Source organism: Moorella mulderi DSM 14980 (assembly GCF_001594015.1).
Lineage (GTDB): Bacteria > Bacillota > DSM-521 > Neomoorellales > Neomoorellaceae > Neomoorella > Neomoorella mulderi.
This window is the reverse complement of sequence record NZ_LTBC01000002.1, coordinates 275,694-295,197: the sequence shown is the minus strand read 5'-3', so window position 1 is coordinate 295,197 and position 19,504 is coordinate 275,694. Positions and strand designations below refer to the sequence as shown.

Genomic DNA, 19,504 nt, shown 5'->3' with positions numbered 1-19,504 from the left:
CGCCAATGAACGCTAATATAATGTTAATTAACTCAACGTTCGCAGTTGATCTTTTTGAGTACCGTGATAAAATAAAGTTTTATTAAATAATAGGCAAAATACCCTTTTTCTGGTATACATGGAACCAGCAAATAACTCATCAACCGAAAGGAAAGGTGTTTTGCTTGCCTCCCATTATAACAGAGTTATCCGAAAATATCTAGATCCAGACCCGAATTAGTAGTTTCTTTAAGCGCTTTAACGTCAAGGAGTGCTTAAAAGAGGCCAGGATCAAGAAACTAAACGGTTATTCAATCGTCGCCGTTGTGCATTATGATGGTTAGCCCTGTTGTCGACCAATACCACCATTTCGGAATTAAGAAATCATTCGGATTTACGGAATGCGCTGGGACATCGAGGTCTACTTCAAAATGTGTAAGTCGTTTCTGGGTCTGGCCAAAGAATTCCAGGTCCGGGACTACGACGCCATGGTTGCCCACACCACCCTGGTCTGTGTCCGCTACATACTGCTCAGTATCGAAAATCGAAGAAAGCAAGGATGACCTTCCTGGGGCGGAATCTTCTACGAAATGTGCGAAGAGATTGAAAACATTAGCTTTGCAAAAGCATTCGTCATTCTCCTTGAGTTATTTACGCAGGTGCTTCGGGATAAATTGTACTTACCTGATGACGTGCTGGAAGAAATATTAGACAGCTTTATGGAATCCCTGCCGGAGTTTTTTAAAAAACGCTTGTTAACCCGGGCAGCAGCATAAATTTGCCTTGAGTTATTTACCACGACTTTTTCGAACAAACAATATTCCATCCTATCTTCCGCACCCTGTGAGCAACCCCAAAATAATTTTATAGGAGTTTTACAGGGTACAGGAAGAAATAATAGTAGAGGGAATCTTCAAACATTTCATGTCGAAACATTCCTCTAAGAGAGTTCTGGAGGAATGTTCGATGCCTGTAGCAATCGATAATATGCGCTTCTTCAGGGCCGGTCCTGCCGCCCTTATCGCCAGGCTGTGTGACGTCCTGAAGATAGCAGAAATCATAGATGCCGTAGTTGACTGGGACCCGGTACAGTGTCATCTTTCTCCGGGAAATCGGGTTAAGGCGCTGATAATTAATCTCCTGGTTGACCGGGAGGCTCTTTATCATGTGGAGCGCTTTTATGAGAACCAGGAGCTGGAGGTCTTGTTTGGCGCTGAACAACAGCTCCGGCCTGAAGATTTTAACGATGATGCCCTGGGCCGGGCCCTGGATAAACTCTTCGCCAGCGGCCAGTTAAAAAAGCTCTTTTCGACCATTGCCTTAACTGCCGCCGCAACCCACAGCGTGCTCATTGAAGGCATCCATGTGGATACCACCTCTATATCCGTGCATGGCGCCTATGAGGGCGAAGGAGATTTAGACATCACTTTCGGTTTTAGCAAAGATCATCGCCCCAACCTCAAACAATTTCTCATCGGCTTGACCGTAAATAGAGATGGGTTGCCCATTTTGGCTCAGAGCTTGGACGGCAATACCAGTGATAAGTCCTGGTACCCCCAGGTTATCGAGGAATTGGTCCAAACCTTCAGCCCGGCAAAGCTTAAAGGGATTATTTTTGTGGCGGACTGCGCTCTGGTAACTAAGGATAACCTGGCTCTTTTAGTTCAGGAGAACAAACCTGCCCTCCAGTTTATCTCCCTGTTACCGGAGAACTTCGGCCTTAACAAGGAAATTAAGGCCGAGGCCTTCCGCACCGGTTTCTGGCAGGAGATCGGGAAACTGAGCCCAAAGAAAGATGCTGCCTGCTATAAAAGCCAGAGCTTTGTCCGGGAAATAGACGGCCGCGGTTACCTGTTAATCGTGGTCCACTCCACAACCCTGGATAAGCGCAAAGAGAATAGTCTCTTGAAAAAGTGGGCCAAGCAAAGAGAAGTTCTGGAAAAGGCCGCCAAAGATCTTTCCCGGCGTCCCTTCGCCTGTGAGGCCGACGCCAAAAAAGCCATAGAACTCTTCTGCCAGGAATACCGCCACCAACCTTTCATCTTGAAAGGCACGGTTACGCAAGAAATAGTGAGTAACTATGTCAAACGGGGGCGGCCCAGGAAAGGAGAGCAGCCATTAAACACAATTGTCTACCATGCCCACATCCAGATAGAGGAAGACCGGGAAGCAATGGCCCATGAAAAAGACCTTGCTTCCACCTTTGTCCTCATTACCAACCTCATGGATACCAAAGCTTACCCCGACCGGGAGGTACTTAAGGAGTATAAGGAACAGATGCTGTTGAGAGACAGTTCCGTTTCTTAAAACAGCCGGTCCTCCTGGGACCCATCTTCCTTAAAAACAAAAACCGGGTAGAAGCCATGTCTTTTGTTTTTCAGCTAGCTCTTCTGGTGGCAGCTTACCTGGAGTATCGGGTCAGAAAAAGTCTGGATCAAGAGGAGTCCTCCTTAATCCTGCCGGGGAAACGTAAGAGCACTAACCCTACAGCCAGGGCACTCCGGGAGATGTTCGATTATCTCCTGGTAGTTAAACAGGGTTCGGACCGGGCGTTAATCAACTATCAGGGGCCGGAGGTGATTAGAGCTCTTGAACTTGCCGGCTTCGGTAAGGAAATATATCTTTTTCCACCTCACGGTAGTGGATAGAAGTTTTACGCACTACAAAAAATGAGTGGCAATTATATCCAATGGTGCGGAATGTAGGTTCCATCCGTGAATGGTTGATATTTTATCCTAAACGGTTAATATTTAAGCTTAAACGGTATCCGGAAGCTTTTGTGGTTACTTTGAGCAATCGAAATATAGCCTCTGCGGTTAGCCGGCGGACAAGGCCCCCCACTCTTGATCCCTTAAGCTTCGAAGAGGAAAATGAACTTTTACCGTAAAGCGTTGCTTCGGTAGGCTTTTGCCTGATTTGCCAGGGCTTTAAAAAAGTTCAAATATATGGACTCGTCGGTCATTTTCTCCGGGTGGAACTGCAGGCCCAAGACAAAGGAGTGGTTTTTGCTTTCGATGGCCTCGACCACGCCGTCTTCCGCCCTTGCCGCCACGATCATCCCCGGGCCGACCTTTTCCACAGCCTGGAGGTGCAGGCTGTTCACGGGCAGGTGCCGCTGCCCCACAATCCGGTGGACCAACGTATCCGGTTCAATCTCCACCGCGTGGGCCGGCGCGGCGGGGGGACTTGTCTGGCAGTGCGGGTGTGGTTCGGGGAGGCGCAGGCACAGGTTTCCGCCCGTTACCTCATTGATCATCTGGTGGCCGCGGCAAATTCCCAGCAGGGGCATGTCCCTGCGCAGAGCTTCGGCAATCAACCGGTAGTCGGAGGCGTAGCGGGCCGGGTTTTGTTCCTTCAGGCCGGGCAAAACCGGCTCGGCCAGCATGTCCTTGGGCAGCGGCCGCACCCCGCCGGTGACCACCAGTGCATCAAGACGATCCAGCAGACCCCGCAAAACCGTTTCATCTTTAACCGCCGGCAGCATGACGGGCACGGCCCCGGCTAACTCCACGGCCCGGGCGTATTCCCGGTTAGTATAGTAAAGATCGGCCCCGGGCACCGGGGAATTTTCCAGGATGGTTTCAAAAGCCACCGTGATTCCGATAATAGGAAGCAAAACTTTTCTCTCCCCTCGAAAATAAGTTAAGTGCCAGGTACTTAACTTATTTAATAAAGGTGGCAGGCGACGAAATGGTCCCCGCCCACGTCTTTTAGCGTCGGCACGATTTGGGTACAGACGGGGTCTTTTTTCTCCGGGCAGCGGGTCTGGAAGCAACAGCCCGGGGGCGGGTTAAGCGGACTGGGGATCGTCCCCTCCAGGAGGATGCGCTCGCGCCGCCGGATTTTGCTGATTTCCGGAATGGCGGAAATCAGCGCCTTTGTGTAAGGATGCCGCGGGGCGGTCAGCAGTTCCTCGCTGCCGGCGATTTCCACCACCCGCCCCAGGTACATCACGGCGATCCGGTTGCTGATGTGGTGAACCACGTTGATGTCGTGAGCGATGAAAAGATAAGTAAGCCGGAACTGTTCCTGCAGGTCCATGAGCAGGTTGATAATCTGCGCCTGCACAGATACGTCCAGGGCGGATACCGGCTCGTCGGCGACGATAAACCGGGGGTGCACGGCCAGCGCACGGGCAATTCCGATCCGCTGGCGTTGCCCGCCGCTTAACTGGTGGGGGTACTGGTTTAAATGCCAGCGGCTTAAGCCCACCCGTTCCAACAGCTCTTCCATTTCGCTCGGCCGCTCCGGCCCCGGTACCCCCCTCATCCGCAGGGGCACGTCCAGAATCTGTCGGACCGTTTTACGGGGGTTCAACGAAGAGTAAGGGTTTTGGAAAATCATTTGCACCTTTTGCCGGAAGCTTTTGCGCTCCTGAGGGGACAGCTCCTTTACCGGCCTCCCCTCAAACCGCACTTCACCCGCCGTTGCTTCGTACAAACCCACTACCGTGCGCCCCAGGGTACTTTTCCCCGATCCGCTTTCCCCCACCAGGCCGAGGGTTTCCCCCTCCCGGATGAACAGGTCCACGCCATCCACCGCCTTCAGCCAGCCCGGGCGCTGCCCGAACAGGCGGCTGGCCAGGCTGCGCTGGACCGGGAAATATTTTTTTAAGCCGTTCACCTCTAACAAATTTCCGGCCCTCATGCCGCTCCCTCCTTAATTAAGCTCCCGCCAGCACCACAAAACGTGCCGGTCTCCCGCTTCCACCGGCTCCGGAACGAGGCGGGCGCACTCCTTTCCGGCCAGCGGGCAGCGGGGGTGAAAAGCGCAGCCAGGCGGCAAATCCGCTAGGTCAGGGACCGTTCCGGGGATGGTGGTCAGGCGGGCGCCGTGCGTAATCCCCGGCAGGGGCACGGCGCTTAGCAGTCCTCGTGTATAGGGATGGCGCGGGTCCTGTAGGATTACCTCTGCTGGACCTTTTTCCACGATGCGTCCAGCGTACATGACGGCGATTTCTTCGCAAAGATCCGCGGCCAGCGCCAGATTGTGCGTCACCAGAATGATCGAGGTATGGTGCGTCCGGTTGATCTTCCGGAGCAGTTCCACGATTTGCGCCTGGATGGTCACGTCTAAAGCCGTGGTCGGCTCGTCGGCCAGCAGCAGCTTGGGCTCGCAGGCAAGGGCAATGGCGATGATCGCCCTTTGCTGCATCCCGCCGCTGAACTGATGCGGGTATTCCAGGACGCGGTTTTCCGGGGAAGGAATGCCCACCTCCTGCATCAGCTCTAAGACCCTTTCTCTCTCCCGGCCCCGATACAGACCGTGAATTTTTAAAGATTCGGCAATCTGGTTACCGATATTATAGACCGGGTTCAAGGTGGTCATGGGGTCCTGAAAGATCATGGAAATTTCTTTCCCGCGCACGGCACGCATCGCCTGCGGCGAAAGGGCAAACAAATCGGTTCCCTCATAAATAATCCGGCCCTCCAGCAACACGTCTTTTTCCGGAAGCAGGCGCAAGATGGCGTTTAAAACGGTGCTTTTCCCCGATCCCGACTCGCCCACGATGCCCAGGATCCGGCCTTTATCCAGGTGCAGGGAAACTTCGCTCACCGCCCGGACCATGCCGTGCCTGGTCTTAAACTTTACGGATAAATGCTTGATATCCAACATGCGCCCAATCACCTTCTTGTCAATGATCTGGACAATTTTTACTTACTCCCGGGCCTGTAGGCGGGGATCGGTGATATCCCGCAGCGTTTCGCCCAGCAGGTTGATGCCCAGCACTAAAAACAGGATGGCTAGGCCGGGAAGGGTGGAAATCCACCAGGCGTTTATCAACGTGTCCCGGCCGGCGGCGATCATCGAGCCCCAGGCTGGCACCTCCGGAGGGACGCCCAAACCCAAAAAGCTTAAAGAAGCTTCCATAATAATCATGTACCCGATGCGCAGCGTGACTAAAACCACCAGGGAATGAATCACGTTGGGCAAGACCTCGGCCACGATGATCACCGGGCCGGGCCGCCCCAGCATCCGGGCCGCCTCCACGTACTCCTTAGTCTTTTCCGAAATGATTTCGCCCCGCAGCAGCCGGTAAAACTCAATCCAGGCCTTGATACTCAGGGCGATGATCAAATTAAGCACGCCCGGTCCTAAAATGGCCATGGCGAAAATGGCGAATAAAAGGTAAGGGACGGCCATTAAAAGATCGGCCACCCGGGAAACGATCCGGTCAAACCAGCCCTGGTAATAACCGGCGATGCTGCCCAGCACGCTCCCCACCAGAAGCGAAATCAACACAGAAAACAGCCCGACGCTGATCGAAACCCGCGACCCGTAAATAATCCGGGACAAAAGATCCTGCCCCAGCTGGTCCGTTCCCAGCAGGTGCTGCAAAGAGCCCCCGGCCGCCCAAGCGGGAGGCAGAAACCGCGCCCGCAAATCCATTTCCGTCGGGGAATAAGGTGCCAGTAACGGGGCCGCAACCGCTACCACCAAATAGAGCAAAATGATGATCGCCCCGATCAGGCCGGACGGGTGGGCCGCCAGTTCCTGCACGGTCTTTTTCCAGGGGGAGGCGTTTGCCGCACGAGGCGGTGCGGGCAGCGGCGCAGTCGACAACTCCTGCAATCGAAGACCCCCTTTCGCGGGATAATAATTTTCACAGAGAAATCTTCGGATTTAAATAGGTGTAAACGATGTCCACGAGCAAATTGGCCAGGATAAAGGTGATTCCGTAAAGCATTACGGCTCCCTGAATCACCGCGTAGTCCCGGTTTAAAATCGACTGGACGACCAAGCGCCCTAAGCCGGGCCAGCCGAACACCGTTTCCACAATCATATTTCCGCCCAGTAAAACGCCCATTTGCAGGCCCACCACGGTGACCGTGGGGATCAGCGCATTGGGCAGGGCGTGTTTGAAAATAACCGCGGTCTCCTTCAACCCTTTCGAGCGGGCCAGCTGGACGTAGTCGTGGCGCAGCACCTCCACCATGCTGGAGCGGCTGATCCGGGCCACGATCGCCAGCAATTCCGCCCCCAGAGTGACGGCAGGCAAGACCAGATGGGTAAACGCGCTGTGCAAAGCGGCCCAGTTACCCGTGAGAATACTGTCCAAAAGAAACAAACCGGTAATTTGGCGCAATTCCAGGGTCGGGTCGAGGCGGCCGGAAGTAGGCAGCCAGTGCAGGCTTACCGAAAAGATCAGAATTCCTAAAATGCCTAACCAGAAGGCCGGCATGGAAATGCCCAGGAAAGAAAAGCCCATACTTAGGCGGTCCACCCAGGAATTTTGTTTGACCGCCGAGTAAATCCCTACCGGCAGGCCGATCAACAGAGCAAACAAAAGGGCCGCTAGGGCAAGTTCAATAGTGGCGGGAAAAGTCTCCACAAGCAGGTCGGTCACCTTTTTGCTCTGCGTGATGGAATAGCCCAGATCCCCCTGCGCCGCCCCCCGGACAAAGTCGGCAAACTGGATGGCAATCGGCTTATCCAGGCCCAGCTGGCTGCGCATCTGCTCGATTTGCTCCTGCGTAACGTTTCCCCCGCTGCCCATCATAATATCCACGGGGTCGCCCGGCATGAAGCGAACCAGAAAGAATACGGCAATAATGGTCAAGATAAACAGCGGGATACTTTCGATCAGGCGCTGGACGACTTTGATGGTTTTCATCGACTCACCCTTCTTTAGACACCTTTACTTTCTTTGGACAAGACACCTTTCTTTTGGAGACGGCTTTCCGGCGGCTTTGCCCGCCGAACCGCAGGCGGTTCAGGCACCGCCTGCGGTTCGCGAACAACACGCACCCCACCGGAACTGCCGCTCGTCGGTCGTCAGTCGTTGGGGCGACAGTCTTCTTTTCGTCCTTTTGACGACGCTGTTTCAAAACCGGCAGGCGAACCTACGGAGTCTTATACCCGGCTTCCTTGAGCAGTTGCTTCGCCTTTTCCGGATTGTACGGGTAAGGTTTGATGCTGTCGTCGAAACCAAAGCCGCTAGGCAGAAAAGCCGTGCTCAACCGGTGGGCGTGGCTGCCGTAGATGGCGCCCAGCAGTTCATCCCAGTTCACGGCGTAATTTAGCGCTTGGCGGACTTTGGGATCGGTAATCTTTTTGTTATTTAATTCGATCATATAGCAGCGGGTTCCTTGCGTGGTGACAATTTTTACTTTCGGATCGTTTTGCAGATCTTTGGTCACATCCACCGGAATATCCTCGGCAATCTGGATCTCGCCGGCCTTCAGTGCCGCCACCCGGGTGGAAGGTTCCGGCAGCATCTTAAAGACCACTTTCTTCAGCTTGGCCGGGCCTACCGGGGGCAGGTCGGGGGAGCCGCCGTAGTAGCCGTCAAACCGCTCCAGGACGATCTGGGAATCCAGCTTCGCCTCCACGAGTTTGAACGGCCCGCAGCCTACCGGTTTTTCCGCAAACTTCTGGTCGCCCACCGCCTTCAAATACTTTTCCGGGACGATCTGCGTGTGCACCAGCAGCTGCAGGAACTGCGGACACGGTTTATCGAGGGTGAACCGGACGGTTCGGTTATCTACTTTCTCCACTTTCTTCAGGGGGCCCAAAAGGCCTACCCGGGGCGACTGCTTGCCGTTTATCCCGGTGGGTGAAAGGATCCGCTCGAAGGTGAACACAATGTCTTCAATCCGTAAAGGATCGCCGTTGTGAAATTTAATGCCGGGGCGGATGGTAAACTCGTAAACCGTCGGGCTGGGCCGCTTCCAGGATTCGGCGATTTCCGGCACAACCTTTCCGTCGGGTGTTCTGGTGACCAGCCCATCGAACATGTTGCGGATTACCGTTTCTGCTTCCCGCTCCCGGTGGTTGGCCGGGTCCAGCGAAGGAATGCGGTCGATATTCAGGCCCACCGCCAGGGTGTCCTTGCCGTCGCTTAAAGAAACGTCGTGCAGGTTGATCCGGTTGTCCATGGCCGGTTTATACCCTTGCACGTTAGCCGCAACCCCATGAATGATGTCCAGATAATAACCGAAAATCCAGGGCGCATCCTGGTAGAGGATCTGCTGGGCTTCCTTGTAAGCCTTTTCACGCTCCTGATCGTTATCCCCAAAGGCGCCTTTCTCGAGCAGTTCATCGAACTTCGCGTTACTGTAAAAAGAGTAGTTACCGCGTTCGTTCGTCTTTAGCTTCGGCACGGCCAGGTCAAAGGGGTCGAAAATGGCGCTCCCCCAGTCCTGGGCATAGGCCTGACGGTTGCCGGCCTTAATTTCGTTCAGCAGGGCGTTCTTTTCCCACACGCGCACCTGGGCATCCACGCCCACCTTTTTCAAATACTGCGCCACCGCCTCCAGTTCATGCTGGCGCGAAGCTACGCCGTCTAAAACCAGGGAAAGCGTCTTTTCGCCCTGTTTTTCCGCGGTGGGCTTGCTCCCCCCGCAGCCGGTCAGCAGGCCGGCCGTTAGAAAGAGCGCCAAACCAAGCAGCAATAACCTTTTCAGCAATTTACAATCCCCCTTCTTAATAGCTAATTTGCAGACAATTTCTGCACTAACCGAAAACTAGCAGAAAAATCGCGTATGCCCGTTATTTTACTTTCACCTCCTAGTAAAAAGTTGCCTGCTTGTTATGGATGTAGAAAGACCAGCTGATGGCTCTACTTCCTTATGAATAGTTTCTGTCGGCGGCCTGCTCCCCTGCTGGTGGACAACGCCGCTATTCTCCGGCCGCAGGTGGATATCATCCAGGTACATGGTCCCGCCGCAAACAACATTTAAAACTTGGTGCCCGCGGCAGATGCCGAAGATAGGCATGTTCCTTTCCAAGGCACCCAGCAGGTAGTCCCTTTCATTGGCAAAGCGTAGAGGGTTCTGGCTTTCTAAATCTTTAGCCTGGTCCCCTTTTAAAACATTGCGCTTGACACTGAGGACCTCGCCAGCGGCGATAAGGGCGTCAATGTTGTTTAAAGTCTCCCGGCGAATTTCGGGGTCGTTGACTACCGGTAGCAATAAAGGAATGCCACCAGCCTTCTCCACCGCTTCTACACAGGCCTTGACTGTGTAGATGAGGGACCAGCCCGGGACAACATTGCCCTGCTCCCATCCGGTAGTAATACCGACACGAGTGGAACGCATCTAATTGTTATACCCTCCTTTCATTTTTGATTATAACTTGTTATAACTATTGGATACGCAACTCGGTTTTCCTGCTGCCGAAACAGAGAAATACATCATATACAACGATAAAGCCCCCGGGGTGTTCGTAGTACTCCGGGGGCTTCTTTGCCAGAATCAGGCTTCATTGCACAGTCTTTTATTTACAATGATATTATACCATTATCGCCCCAATTGTCAATACCAGTTATAACCTTTTTCCCTGGTTAACCGGCCGGGTTATATAAAAGCTATATTTGTCGCCCCGGTAGGCGGCCTGCTTGTATTCTACCGGGCGGCCTTCGGCCGTATAAACCAGGGAAGTTACCAGGAGCAGAGGTTCCCCCTGTTTAACGCCCAATATTCTGGCCTGTTCCCTCCTGGCGGCAATGGCCTCAAAGGATTGGGTCAACATGGCAGGTGCGGGTATCCCTGCTTTTTCATACAAATCAAAAGTAGAAAAAGCAACTCTTTGCTGGGAAAGTTCGCGGGCCAGATCGCATAATTTTTGCCCCAGCTCGCCGGCGAAGTAGGAAAGGTAATATACCATGGGTTCATTGTTTCCCAGGCCCAGGAGTTCCATCCGCATCACATCGGTGGAAATGGGAATTGCCAACACAGTGGCCAGGTGATAGTCGGCCGGTATAAAGCTGGCGCCTAAATATTTTGTGGAGGGTTCCAGTCCTTTGCTACGCAGGGTTTCCTCAAAAGGGGTCACCCTTACTAGTTCCTGCTGGATGCGGGGTCGGGCGACAAAGGTGCCTTTACCGTGACTGCGATAAATAAGCCCTTCCCTGGTGAGTTCCGCCAGGGCCTGGCGCACCGTAATCCGGCTGACATTATACATGGCACAGAGTTCCTTTTCCGAAGGCAGGCGATCATCCGCCTTGAGGATGCCGTTTTTAATTTGACCTGCCAGGACATCTTTTAATTGTTGATAAAGGGGTTTGGATTTTTCCGGTGATATTTCCCATTCCCCGGGTTCTAATGGCAAAGTATTTTCAGGCATAGCTAAATCCTCCATAACTTGCAGCCTTGTTGTCATAACAAGACTAGCATAGTCCGGCGTTAAAATCAATATTAACGATAATTTATGACCGGCCCTTTAAACCTGTCCCTCTAAAATCTTATATTTTTTATTTTAACCAGAAGGAAAAACGACACCCATGTAGAATAGAAAAATTAACACGTTATAACACGTGATAACATCTTGGAGGGAAGAGTTATGGAAAGGAAACCGCTGCGCTTTCTCTGCCCCAACGGTCACCTGGGATTTGCCCCAATCAAGACGGGCAGTTTTTACCGGGGAGTTGCAACCAAGCCCGATTTCATCCTGGCTGACTCCGGTAGCGATGACATCGGCCCCGGGCCCCTGGGCGCTGACACCTCCACCAGCCCGCTGGAATGGCAAAAACACGACCTGGAGCACATGTTGCTCGCCGCCCGCAAGCTGGGTGTGCCGATGATCATCGGCTCCGCCGGCGACACTGGTGCCAACAGCCGCGTCGACCGTTACGTCAATATTATTAAAGAGCTTGCCGAGAAACACAACCTTCCCAAATTTAAAATCGGTTACTTCTACTCCGAAATAAGCAAGGACTACCTGGCCCGCAAAATGGAAAAGGGCGAAGCCATCAAGGGCCTGGACGGCCGCCCCGACCTGACCAGGGAAGAGCTGGAGAAGACTGATCGCATCGTCGCCGTGGCCGGCGTCCACCCCTACATTAAACTCCTAGATATGGGTGCCGACGTCATCATCGGCGGCCGCTCCAGTGACTGTGTTATTTTTGCCGCCCCGGCCATCCGCGCCGGTTTCCCGGAGGACCTAGCCTACTACCTGGGCAAGGTCCTGGAGTGTGCCTCCTTCTGTGCTGAACCCTACGGTGGTAAGGAGACAGTCATCGGCACCATTACCGAAACGGAAGTCCTGGTCACGGCCATGCACCCGGACCAGCGCTGCACCGTGGCCTCGGTGGCTGGTCACGCCATGTATGAAAGATCCAATCCCTACTACGAGTACGTCCTGGGTGGCATGCTGGATATGAGCAACTGCCGCTATGAGCAGTATGACGAGAAGACCTGCCGCATTACCGGGCCTAAGTTTATTCCTTCAAATGAATGGCGGGTGAAACTGGAGGGTTCCGGTAAGGTGGGCGAGCGCTATATCGGAATAGCCGGTATCCGCGACCCCTATACCATCCAGAACATCGACAAGGTCATTGAGTGGGCGAAGGCCCAGGCCCGGGAACGCTTCGGCGATACTGGTTATGAACTCCATTACCATGTTTTTGGCAGGAACGGAGTCATGGGTGACCTGGAACCGGTGAAAGAAATCCGCTCCCATGAACTCTGCGTCGTCGTCGAGGGTGTCGCCCCTACAAAGGCCATGGCTGAGGAAGTCGCCATGATCGGCACCCGGCAGATGTTTTATGCCCGCCTGCCAGAGGTTAAAGGCACTGCCGGCGGCGTCGCCTTTGTCATCGACGAAGTACTGCCGGCGTCACCCGCCTATATGTGGACCATAAACCACACCGTCACCCTGGATGACCCGTTAGAATTGTTCCCCACCTACCTGACGGAAGCAGGGAAGTAAGGAGGTAATATCAATGGCTACCGTAAAACTGATCAACCTGGCGAAAACCATCCGCAGCAAAAATGCCGGTACTGATAAAATTACCTTTGATATCATTTTCCGGGAAAAGGAAAACTACGAGCTGGTCAAAAAAAGCGGGGTCCTGACCCCGGAAACCATCTGCAAACTTTATGCTATCAGCCCGGAAAGAATCGCTGATTTCGTTGAATTTGACCCGGCTTATGCCATCAAGTTCACCATCTACCGGCGGCGGCCCAGCGGCAGCCCGGGAGATTCCGATGTATTTGGCTGCCAGCAATATGCACCCCTTCTTGATATCGAAGTGCCGGTGGACTAAACTCATCGCTATTCTTGACCCGGGAGGCATATATATGCCTCCCGGCACTCATAAATCTGGGGAACGGCCTGTTAATTAGAGGAACGGAAGCGGAGTAATTTCGTAATTGTCATAATTGAGCCCCTATCTCGGGCCTTGTTTATACACTATTACAGGAGGGCAACAACCCTATGTCCTTGCAATTACTGATTATCCTAGCCTATTTTGCCCTGACCATCGCCATCGGCCTTTATGCCCGGAAAAAGACCAGCAGCGCCAGATCCTTCCACGGGGCCGGCCTGGGTGTCCTGATGGTGGTCGTCGTCGGGGTCGGCGAGTGGCTTGGCGGCACTTCGACTACCGGTATCTCGGAATACGGTTTTATTGCCGGCCTTTCCGGGGCCTGGTATACCATAGCCAACGGTATCGGCGTCATTGTCCTGGCTTTATTCTTTGCTAAATTATACCGTAGCCTAGATACTGTAACCGTACCGGGGATTGTGGAAAAATTTCTCGGTGTCAACGCCCGCGTCGTTACCAGCGTTTTACTTATCTTCGTCATGATCACCGTCGGTACCGCCCAGGTCATCGCCGCCGGAACCCTGGGCGTCTCGGTCCTGGGCCTCAGTTACGAGACAGCTGTTGTCATCCTGGGAATCGGGTTTATCGCCTACACCCTGGCTGGGGGGATGACGGCCATCGGTTATACCAATCTAGTACACCTGATCGCCATGTACGGTGGCGCCGTCCTGGCCGTGGTCTTTGTCCTGGCCGACATCGGTGGGTTGGCCTCCCTCAAAAGTCACCTGCCCGCCCAGCCTTACTTTAGCTGGACCGGCATCGGCTGGTCTCATATCTCTTCCTGGATTATCGCATCCGTCCTCGGTGCCTGCACCGCCCAGGCCGGCATCCAGCCCATCCTGGCGGCAAAGGACGTCCGGGTAGCCCAAAAAGGGGCCTTTATTACTGCTTTTGTCGTCGCCCCCTTCGGTATTCTCACCGCCCTGCTAGGCATGGCCGCTAAAGTACGTTTCCCGGAGCTTGCCAATGCCAAGCTGGCCTTACCCACCCTAATGATGCACTTGAACCCGGCAGTCGGCGGCATTGTTCTGGCCTCTATAATGGCGGCTATCCTCTCGACTGTAGCGCCGATTATCCTGGCTGCCGGGACGATGTTTGCGAAAGACCTCTACCAGCGCCTCTGGTACCCGGAGGCCGGTGAAAAGCAGTTGTTGCTGGTTTCCCGGATAAGCACCGGTGCTGCCGGGATCGCCTGCCTGCTTCTAGCCCTCTTAATGTACGGCAGTACTCGCATCCTGGATATGGTTTATTTCGCCTATACCATCCGGGGTTCCCTCTTTGTCATCCTCCTGTTTGCCATCTACTGGCGCAAAACCTCGCCCCAAGGAGCCGTCTATGCGATGGTTATCACCGCCATGGCGGGATTCTTCTGGGTCTTTTATAAGGCCAAATATGGCCATTTCCCCGTACATCCCGCCTTTACGGAAACCTATGCTGCCGTGGTAATAGCCGTGATCAGCACCGTCGTTTTGAGCCTTATCACCGGGAAAACCGCGGGGCAACATAACGCCGGTGTCGCAACTCTCAATACTGCTTCAGGAGAAGACCGCTAAAGCGACCTGCAGGTGCAGGCCCCGGTAGTTACCACCGGGGCTCTTTACCAGGCTTTATGTTTTCCAACTTTAGCCCGAGCGAGTCTCAGTATGATCCTCTACTGCGCCCCGAGCCACTGGTCTGCGCTCCACTTCTACCATCCACGGCCATTTAAGCCGCCTGGAGAAAAAGGGCTACATCCGCCGGGACCCCCTTCGCTCTCGGGCTATCGAAATCGTTGAACCAGGCCCAACCACAACTGTCGCCGAAAGCGGTGATATCGTCGTCGCTCTGCTGGGCGAGGAAGCCACCGTCAGATATTTCTACCGCTACGAAGACCATGTTGAACTGGTGCCGGCCAACAGCCAAATTCAACCCATAAAAGCCCGCGAAGTGACCATCCTGGGGAAAGTGATCGGCCTTTCAAGGCGCTTCGCTTAACTGGCAGAGTCCTATATGTATCCCCTGCCAGCAGAAATTTCCACCGCACATTTGTTCTTTTCCCCCTTGCTTCCTCCCCGACGCCGGAGTTATAATATATCCAAACATTTGTTCCGGCGGTGAGCTTAAATGTCTTCCTCCTGCACCATCCTCCTCTGCGACGCCAACAGCTTCTTTGCTTCCGTCCACCAGGCCCTGGATCCGGCTTTACGCGGGCGCCCGGTTATCGTCGCCGGCCGGGAGACCACCCGCCACGGCATTGTCCTGGCAGCCAGCTATGAGGCCAAAAGGGGTTACGGTATTAAAACCGGGATGACCGCCCGGGAGGCGCGTAGCCTCTGCCCGGAAGGCATTTTCATCCCTCCCCGCCATGACCTGTACATCGAATTTTCCACCCGCCTTTTACGCATCATGCGGGACTTTACTCCCCTGGTGGAGCCCTTCTCCATTGATGAAGCCTGGCTGGATGTCCGCGGCTGCCGGGAACTCCACGGTTCCCCCCTGGCCATTGCCGCCGGTTAAAGAAGCGGATTAAAGACGAAGTGGGCATTACCATCAGCGTTGGCCTGGGGCCTTCCAAGCTCCTGGCCAAGATGGCGGCTGAGATGCAAAAGCCCGATGGCCTGACGGTCCTGGATTACCCGGATGTCCCTAAAAAAATGTGGCCCCTGCCGGTGAAGGAACTTTTTGGCGTCGGTCCCCGCATGGAGGCTCACCTGGCCAAACTTGGCATCCATACCATCGGCGACCTGGCCCGTTTTCCCGTCGAGGTACTGGTCAGGCGCTTCGGTGTCGTGGGGCAGGTTTTACACCAGTGCGCCCTCGGCATCGACTACAGCCCGGTGGACCCTCACTCCCTGGATAGAGTTAAATCTGTCGGCCACCAGATCACCCTCCCCCGGGATTACTACAGCTACGAAGATATTGAGGTGATTTTACTGGAGCTTTCCGAGCTGGTGGCCCGGCGGGTGCGCCTGGGAAATTACCTGGGGCGTACGGTGACCATCAGCCTTAAAGACGCTGAGTTTAACTGGCTAGGACGTTCTTACACCCTGCCCTATTATACCGATACGGCTGCCGATATTTACGCGGCGGCCCGGCAACTCCTCCACCGCCACTGGCCGCCCGGGCGGCCAGTGCGGCTGGTGGGAGTGAACCTGTCCGGGCTGGTACCGTCAGCGGCACGCCAGGAAGACCTTTTCGGCCGGGTGGAAAAACAGGCCCGGCTGGACCGGGCCTGCGACCGGTTAAAAAACCGCTACGGGGAAAGGGTCATCCACCGGGCGGCATCCCTAACTCAGGCAGGTGTCCTCTATGCGCGGGGCTAACGCTTTGTATGAAGGCCACCGGTTGATGCTGCCGGGGCTCAAAGATCGGGCCACGGCTACCTGCCGGGGCTGCCGCTACTATGTCCTGATCCTGGGTCGGGAGGAAAATAAACCGGCCTGCCTGGCCACCCTGGATCTCTATCTTACCGGGGAACGCCGGGTGCCGGGGGAACTCCAGGCCCGGGACTTTATCTGGCTGGCCGGTAAAGAGGCCCTGGTCAAGGCTGTGGAGAAGGTCCGGCCGGAAAGGCAGGCCTGCGGCTTCTATTGCCCGCGGGAGTAACGCGGTTTGCCAAGGAGGAGGTTTATTTGGATTTCCCCCGCTTCTCCACCGCCTGGATTCTGGCCAGGGGTGAGGGGTGGGATGAGGAGAGCCACTCGATAAAGGCCGGCAGGGCCACATCACCGAGATTCTTCCGCGCCAGGTCCACTTGCAACCTGATCATGGCCCCGGGGTTACCGGTAAGCTCCAGGGCCACCCGGTCGGCTTCAGTTTCATAACAGCGGGAGATGGCGTTCTGCACCGGCTGGCCCAGGAAGGACACCAGCTGGATAAAGAGGAGCATGGCTACCAGGAGGTGGGGCGGGTATGGCCCCGGCCGGGCTATCTCGTAGGTGAAGGTTAGTTTCAGGACGGCATATAACAATCCCAGAAGCAAGAAATTAGCCACGATACCCCACAGCAATCCCCGGAGAATATGGCCGCGCTGCCAGTGGGCCATTTCGTGGGCGATTACGGCTTCTACTTCATCAGGGGGATAATCGGCCAGCAGGGTATCATAAAGAACGATGCGTTTGGTAGCCCCCAGGCCGGTAAAATAGGCATTGGCTTTGGTGGTCCGGCTGCTAGCATCCATTACTAACACTTCCTTAACCTTCAACCCGGCGCGGCCGGCTAGCTGCGTAACCATAGTCTTAGTCGGGCCTTCTGGGATAGGCTGGAAGCGGTTAAAGAGGGGCGCGACTAGGAGCGGCCAGAGGAAGGCGGAGATAAAGAGCCAGCCGGACAGAAAGAGGCCGGCGGCGGCCCACCAGGTATGGGGCCAGCGCCCGGTAGCCCAGAAAAGGAGGAGCACCCCGGCTCCGGAAAGGATTAGATCGAGGACGCCACCCTTGAGGTAATCCAGCCACCAGGAAGTCAGGGTTTGGGTGGAGAAGCCCCACTGGTGCTGGACGATAAAGCTGCTGTAAAAATTAAAGGGTAAAGCCACTGCTTTTAGCGACAGCCAGATAAGGACGAAATAGATTACCAGGGCCGGATAATAGCGCCCGCCGGTCAGGCATAAAGCTCCATCCGACCAGGCGGCTGCCCGGGTACTGGCGACCAGCCAGACCAGGAAGGCTATTTGGGCCAGGAAGGCCAGGATACTTACCAGACGCATGGTCTGCTGGTAATGCCGCGCCCTTTCCACCTCGGCCGGGGTGAAATATTGCCAGGCAGCATCCGGTACTTGGCCCGGAAAGAGGGTAAAAAAGATAAAGGCCAGGCTGAAGATGCCTGCCAGGATTAAAAGGGTGGTCCAGACCATGCTGGCTTTAGCCGTCATTAAACTGCCCCCCTCTACCACCTGCCCTCGATGCTATTTTATTCGTCCCGGGCGGCTCTATTCTCCCGCTTAAATTTTTAGTAAATGGAGCCGGATTACCTCTGGCCCCTGAGGCTACAGGGTTGCATATCAACAGTGGCCGGCCGTTCAAGACGCCTTTTTATAGCTGTGGGCTGACAACAGGGCCTGCAAGATCATAATATTGGCGCGGGCATTTTTGCGGATGGCTTCCTGGCCTGCAGGACACATATAGTCTAGGGGGTGCAGGTAGGGTTCGCCACATACGTCGGCCCCGGCCACATTTTTCTGCAGCGTAATTTCCCGCAGTGCAGGTAAAAGCTCCCCAAGGGTCATTGACCCCTGTTCCCAGTTGGTGATCGCCTCCTGCGGGCTTAACACATCTTTATCGATGCTGATATAAACCGTCCCGTTGGTTTTCTTTAATACCTACCGGATCATGGATACCCGGGCACCGGGGAGGAAAACCAACTTGGCCAGGTAATGGGGAGCAATCCCCTGCAGGCTTACCGACCGTGGGCCGATAATAACGGCTTTTTGCAAAGTTGGCAGCTCCAGAGCCCTGGCCACCCAGGAACCGCAGGAAATAGCCACCCCCTGGGGGGCATGGTGCAGGTCGTTATGGTGATCAAAAAGGATTAACGTAAAGGGGCTGGCTATGGACGCCGCGAGAAGATAAGATACATAGTGGAAATCCCCGCTACCGATAAAGGTAATACCCCTCTTTCCCTTCCTCAGCCTGGCGGCGACCTGGTCCAGGGCCTCCTGGTCGCAATACAGCCTGGTACCCTTGATGTCCCGCAGTTCGATTAATTCATAGGGAAAACGCCGTAATTCTTCCTGCCGAGTTAAAGTATCATCGAAATTCAGCAAGGTAATAACCTTAGACCCTGTAAACATAAATAGGTTATCACCTCGGCTTTCTATTGTACTGTACTTCCCCCCTCTTTTCAACCAGATACAGGAAAAATATACGGTGTCCCGGGCTCGCCCCGGTTCGAAGCCGGGGTTAATGTGGCCGTCAAGCTCTCCGCCGGGGCCTAAAGTTATTGTGGATTTAATTTCCGTAGCTGCTTTACCAGGGGGATGCCGAGAACCAGGACGGCGATGGCCTCGCCCAGAGCAACTGTAGCTATGGAGAGGAAAATATTAACATGAAGTAAATATGACAGGTAAGCACCGACAATGAGGCCATTCAAGATAATGGGTGGTAAGTAAGCCAGGGGGCTCTGCCGCCAGATGTAGGTCAACCAGGCGGCTGCCAAAGTGGTCAGGCTGCCCAGGACGATGTCAATGAGGCCCAGGCCACCGTAAATATTGCTTATCAGGCAACCGAGAAAGAGCCCCGGGATGGCTTCTGGGTAAAGGATGGGTAAAAGGGTTAAAGCTTCGGCTACCCGTACCTGTAGGTAACCGAAGCTAATGGGCTTGAGAATAATCGTTACCACCGTGTAGAGGGCGGCTATAATGGCTCCGCGGGCGATTTTAGAGGTCATTAACATTCCCCCATTAAATTTAGTACATTACTACCGGGACATCCTTCCAGGTGGCTAACCCTGTATGTCTTGCAGATCAGATATTAGTTTGCCTTTTAACAGCCTGTTTAACAG

General features: G+C 54.5%; 21 protein-coding genes and 1 pseudogene. 10 read left to right on the top strand and 12 right to left on the bottom strand.

What is annotated here, in order from left to right:
- The first annotated feature begins 410 nt into the window (after positions 1-410).
- The 4 genes from MOMUL_RS17485 to MOMUL_RS15630 all read left to right on the top strand — a co-directional run bounded on the left by MOMUL_RS17485 (position 411) and on the right by MOMUL_RS15630 (position 2,627).
- Positions 411-542 (top strand): hypothetical protein, encoded by a 132-nt coding sequence (locus MOMUL_RS17485; RefSeq protein WP_269085183.1) that lies wholly within the window; start codon positions 411-413, stop codon positions 540-542.
- Between the two features lie 27 nt (positions 543-569).
- On the top strand, positions 570-755 hold the full coding sequence (locus tag MOMUL_RS04725) for a hypothetical protein (RefSeq protein ID WP_062282184.1): 186 nt from the start codon (positions 570-572) through the stop codon (positions 753-755).
- A 190-nt stretch (positions 756-945) separates the two neighbouring features.
- Entirely contained in the window at positions 946-2,286 is a 1,341-nt protein-coding gene (locus MOMUL_RS04720; RefSeq protein WP_062282181.1) for an IS1634 family transposase, read from the top strand.
- A gap of 56 nt (positions 2,287-2,342) precedes the next feature.
- On the top strand, positions 2,343-2,627 hold the full coding sequence (locus MOMUL_RS15630; RefSeq protein ID WP_062282178.1) for a hypothetical protein: 285 nt from the start codon (positions 2,343-2,345) through the stop codon (positions 2,625-2,627).
- A 230-nt stretch (positions 2,628-2,857) separates the two neighbouring features.
- Here MOMUL_RS15630 and MOMUL_RS04710 read toward each other — a convergent pair whose 3' ends face one another.
- From MOMUL_RS04710 to MOMUL_RS04675, 8 genes are all read right to left on the bottom strand, one after another.
- Positions 2,858-3,595, bottom strand: coding sequence for a gamma-glutamyl-gamma-aminobutyrate hydrolase family protein (locus tag MOMUL_RS04710; RefSeq protein WP_062282175.1), 738 nt, complete (start codon positions 3,593-3,595; stop codon positions 2,858-2,860).
- Positions 3,596-3,645: 50 nt separating this feature from the next.
- Positions 3,646-4,626 (bottom strand): ABC transporter ATP-binding protein, encoded by a 981-nt coding sequence (locus MOMUL_RS04705; protein ID WP_062282172.1) that lies wholly within the window; start codon positions 4,624-4,626, stop codon positions 3,646-3,648.
- A 12-nt stretch (positions 4,627-4,638) separates the two neighbouring features.
- Entirely contained in the window at positions 4,639-5,595 is a 957-nt protein-coding gene (locus MOMUL_RS04700) for an ABC transporter ATP-binding protein (RefSeq protein ID WP_062282171.1), read from the bottom strand.
- A gap of 42 nt (positions 5,596-5,637) precedes the next feature.
- Complete coding sequence (locus MOMUL_RS04695) at positions 5,638-6,552, bottom strand: ABC transporter permease (RefSeq protein ID WP_201786463.1); 915 nt, start codon at positions 6,550-6,552, stop codon at positions 5,638-5,640.
- Between the two features lie 31 nt (positions 6,553-6,583).
- Positions 6,584-7,594 carry an ABC transporter permease gene (locus MOMUL_RS04690; RefSeq protein WP_062282166.1) on the bottom strand — a complete coding sequence of 337 codons (1,011 nt, stop codon included), beginning with the start codon at positions 7,592-7,594 and terminating at the stop codon, positions 6,584-6,586.
- Positions 7,595-7,823: 229 nt separating this feature from the next.
- Positions 7,824-9,389, bottom strand: a complete 1,566-nt coding sequence (locus MOMUL_RS04685) for an ABC transporter substrate-binding protein (protein ID WP_062282164.1) — start codon at positions 9,387-9,389, stop codon at positions 7,824-7,826.
- Between the two features lie 93 nt (positions 9,390-9,482).
- A complete protein-coding gene (locus tag MOMUL_RS04680; protein ID WP_062282160.1) occupies positions 9,483-10,019 on the bottom strand; it encodes a gamma-glutamyl-gamma-aminobutyrate hydrolase family protein in 537 nt (178 codons plus the stop codon).
- 226 nt (positions 10,020-10,245) lie between these two features.
- Positions 10,246-11,046, bottom strand: a complete 801-nt coding sequence (locus tag MOMUL_RS04675) for a GntR family transcriptional regulator (protein WP_062282157.1) — start codon at positions 11,044-11,046, stop codon at positions 10,246-10,248.
- Positions 11,047-11,262: 216 nt separating this feature from the next.
- Here MOMUL_RS04675 and MOMUL_RS04670 point away from each other — a divergent pair, with 216 nt between their 5' ends.
- The 6 genes and pseudogenes from MOMUL_RS04670 (at position 11,263) to MOMUL_RS04645 (ending at position 16,612) form a co-directional block, all read left to right on the top strand.
- Complete coding sequence (locus MOMUL_RS04670; protein ID WP_062282154.1) at positions 11,263-12,630, top strand: acyclic terpene utilization AtuA family protein; 1,368 nt, start codon at positions 11,263-11,265, stop codon at positions 12,628-12,630.
- 13 nt (positions 12,631-12,643) lie between these two features.
- Complete coding sequence (locus tag MOMUL_RS04665; protein ID WP_054935788.1) at positions 12,644-12,967, top strand: DUF4387 domain-containing protein; 324 nt, start codon at positions 12,644-12,646, stop codon at positions 12,965-12,967.
- Positions 12,968-13,137: 170 nt separating this feature from the next.
- Positions 13,138-14,580 (top strand): sodium:solute symporter family protein, encoded by a 1,443-nt coding sequence (locus MOMUL_RS04660; protein WP_062282152.1) that lies wholly within the window; start codon positions 13,138-13,140, stop codon positions 14,578-14,580.
- 121 nt (positions 14,581-14,701) lie between these two features.
- Positions 14,702-15,001: a LexA family protein gene (locus MOMUL_RS17635; protein WP_084785464.1), complete on the top strand. Its 300-nt coding sequence runs from the start codon at positions 14,702-14,704 to the stop codon at positions 14,999-15,001.
- 129 nt (positions 15,002-15,130) lie between these two features.
- Positions 15,131-16,329: pseudogene (dinB, locus tag MOMUL_RS04650) on the top strand (DNA polymerase IV).
- Positions 16,316-16,612: a hypothetical protein gene (locus MOMUL_RS04645; RefSeq protein ID WP_062282146.1), complete on the top strand. Its 297-nt coding sequence runs from the start codon at positions 16,316-16,318 to the stop codon at positions 16,610-16,612. The pseudogene dinB and the gene MOMUL_RS04645 overlap by 14 nt, the downstream one beginning before the upstream one ends.
- A gap of 22 nt (positions 16,613-16,634) precedes the next feature.
- Here the strand turns inward: MOMUL_RS04645 and MOMUL_RS04640 are convergent, their stop codons facing one another.
- The 4 genes from MOMUL_RS04640 to MOMUL_RS04625 form a co-directional block, all read right to left on the bottom strand.
- Positions 16,635-17,876: a M48 family metallopeptidase gene (locus tag MOMUL_RS04640; RefSeq protein WP_062282144.1), complete on the bottom strand. Its 1,242-nt coding sequence runs from the start codon at positions 17,874-17,876 to the stop codon at positions 16,635-16,637.
- A gap of 147 nt (positions 17,877-18,023) precedes the next feature.
- Positions 18,024-18,275, bottom strand: a complete 252-nt coding sequence (locus MOMUL_RS17630) for a hypothetical protein (protein WP_169802165.1) — start codon at positions 18,273-18,275, stop codon at positions 18,024-18,026.
- A 48-nt stretch (positions 18,276-18,323) separates the two neighbouring features.
- On the bottom strand, positions 18,324-18,794 hold the full coding sequence (locus MOMUL_RS17625; RefSeq protein WP_062282139.1) for an arginase family protein: 471 nt from the start codon (positions 18,792-18,794) through the stop codon (positions 18,324-18,326).
- A 146-nt stretch (positions 18,795-18,940) separates the two neighbouring features.
- Complete coding sequence (locus MOMUL_RS04625) at positions 18,941-19,390, bottom strand: QueT transporter family protein (RefSeq protein WP_169802164.1); 450 nt, start codon at positions 19,388-19,390, stop codon at positions 18,941-18,943.
- Between the last annotated feature and the right edge of the window lie 114 nt (positions 19,391-19,504).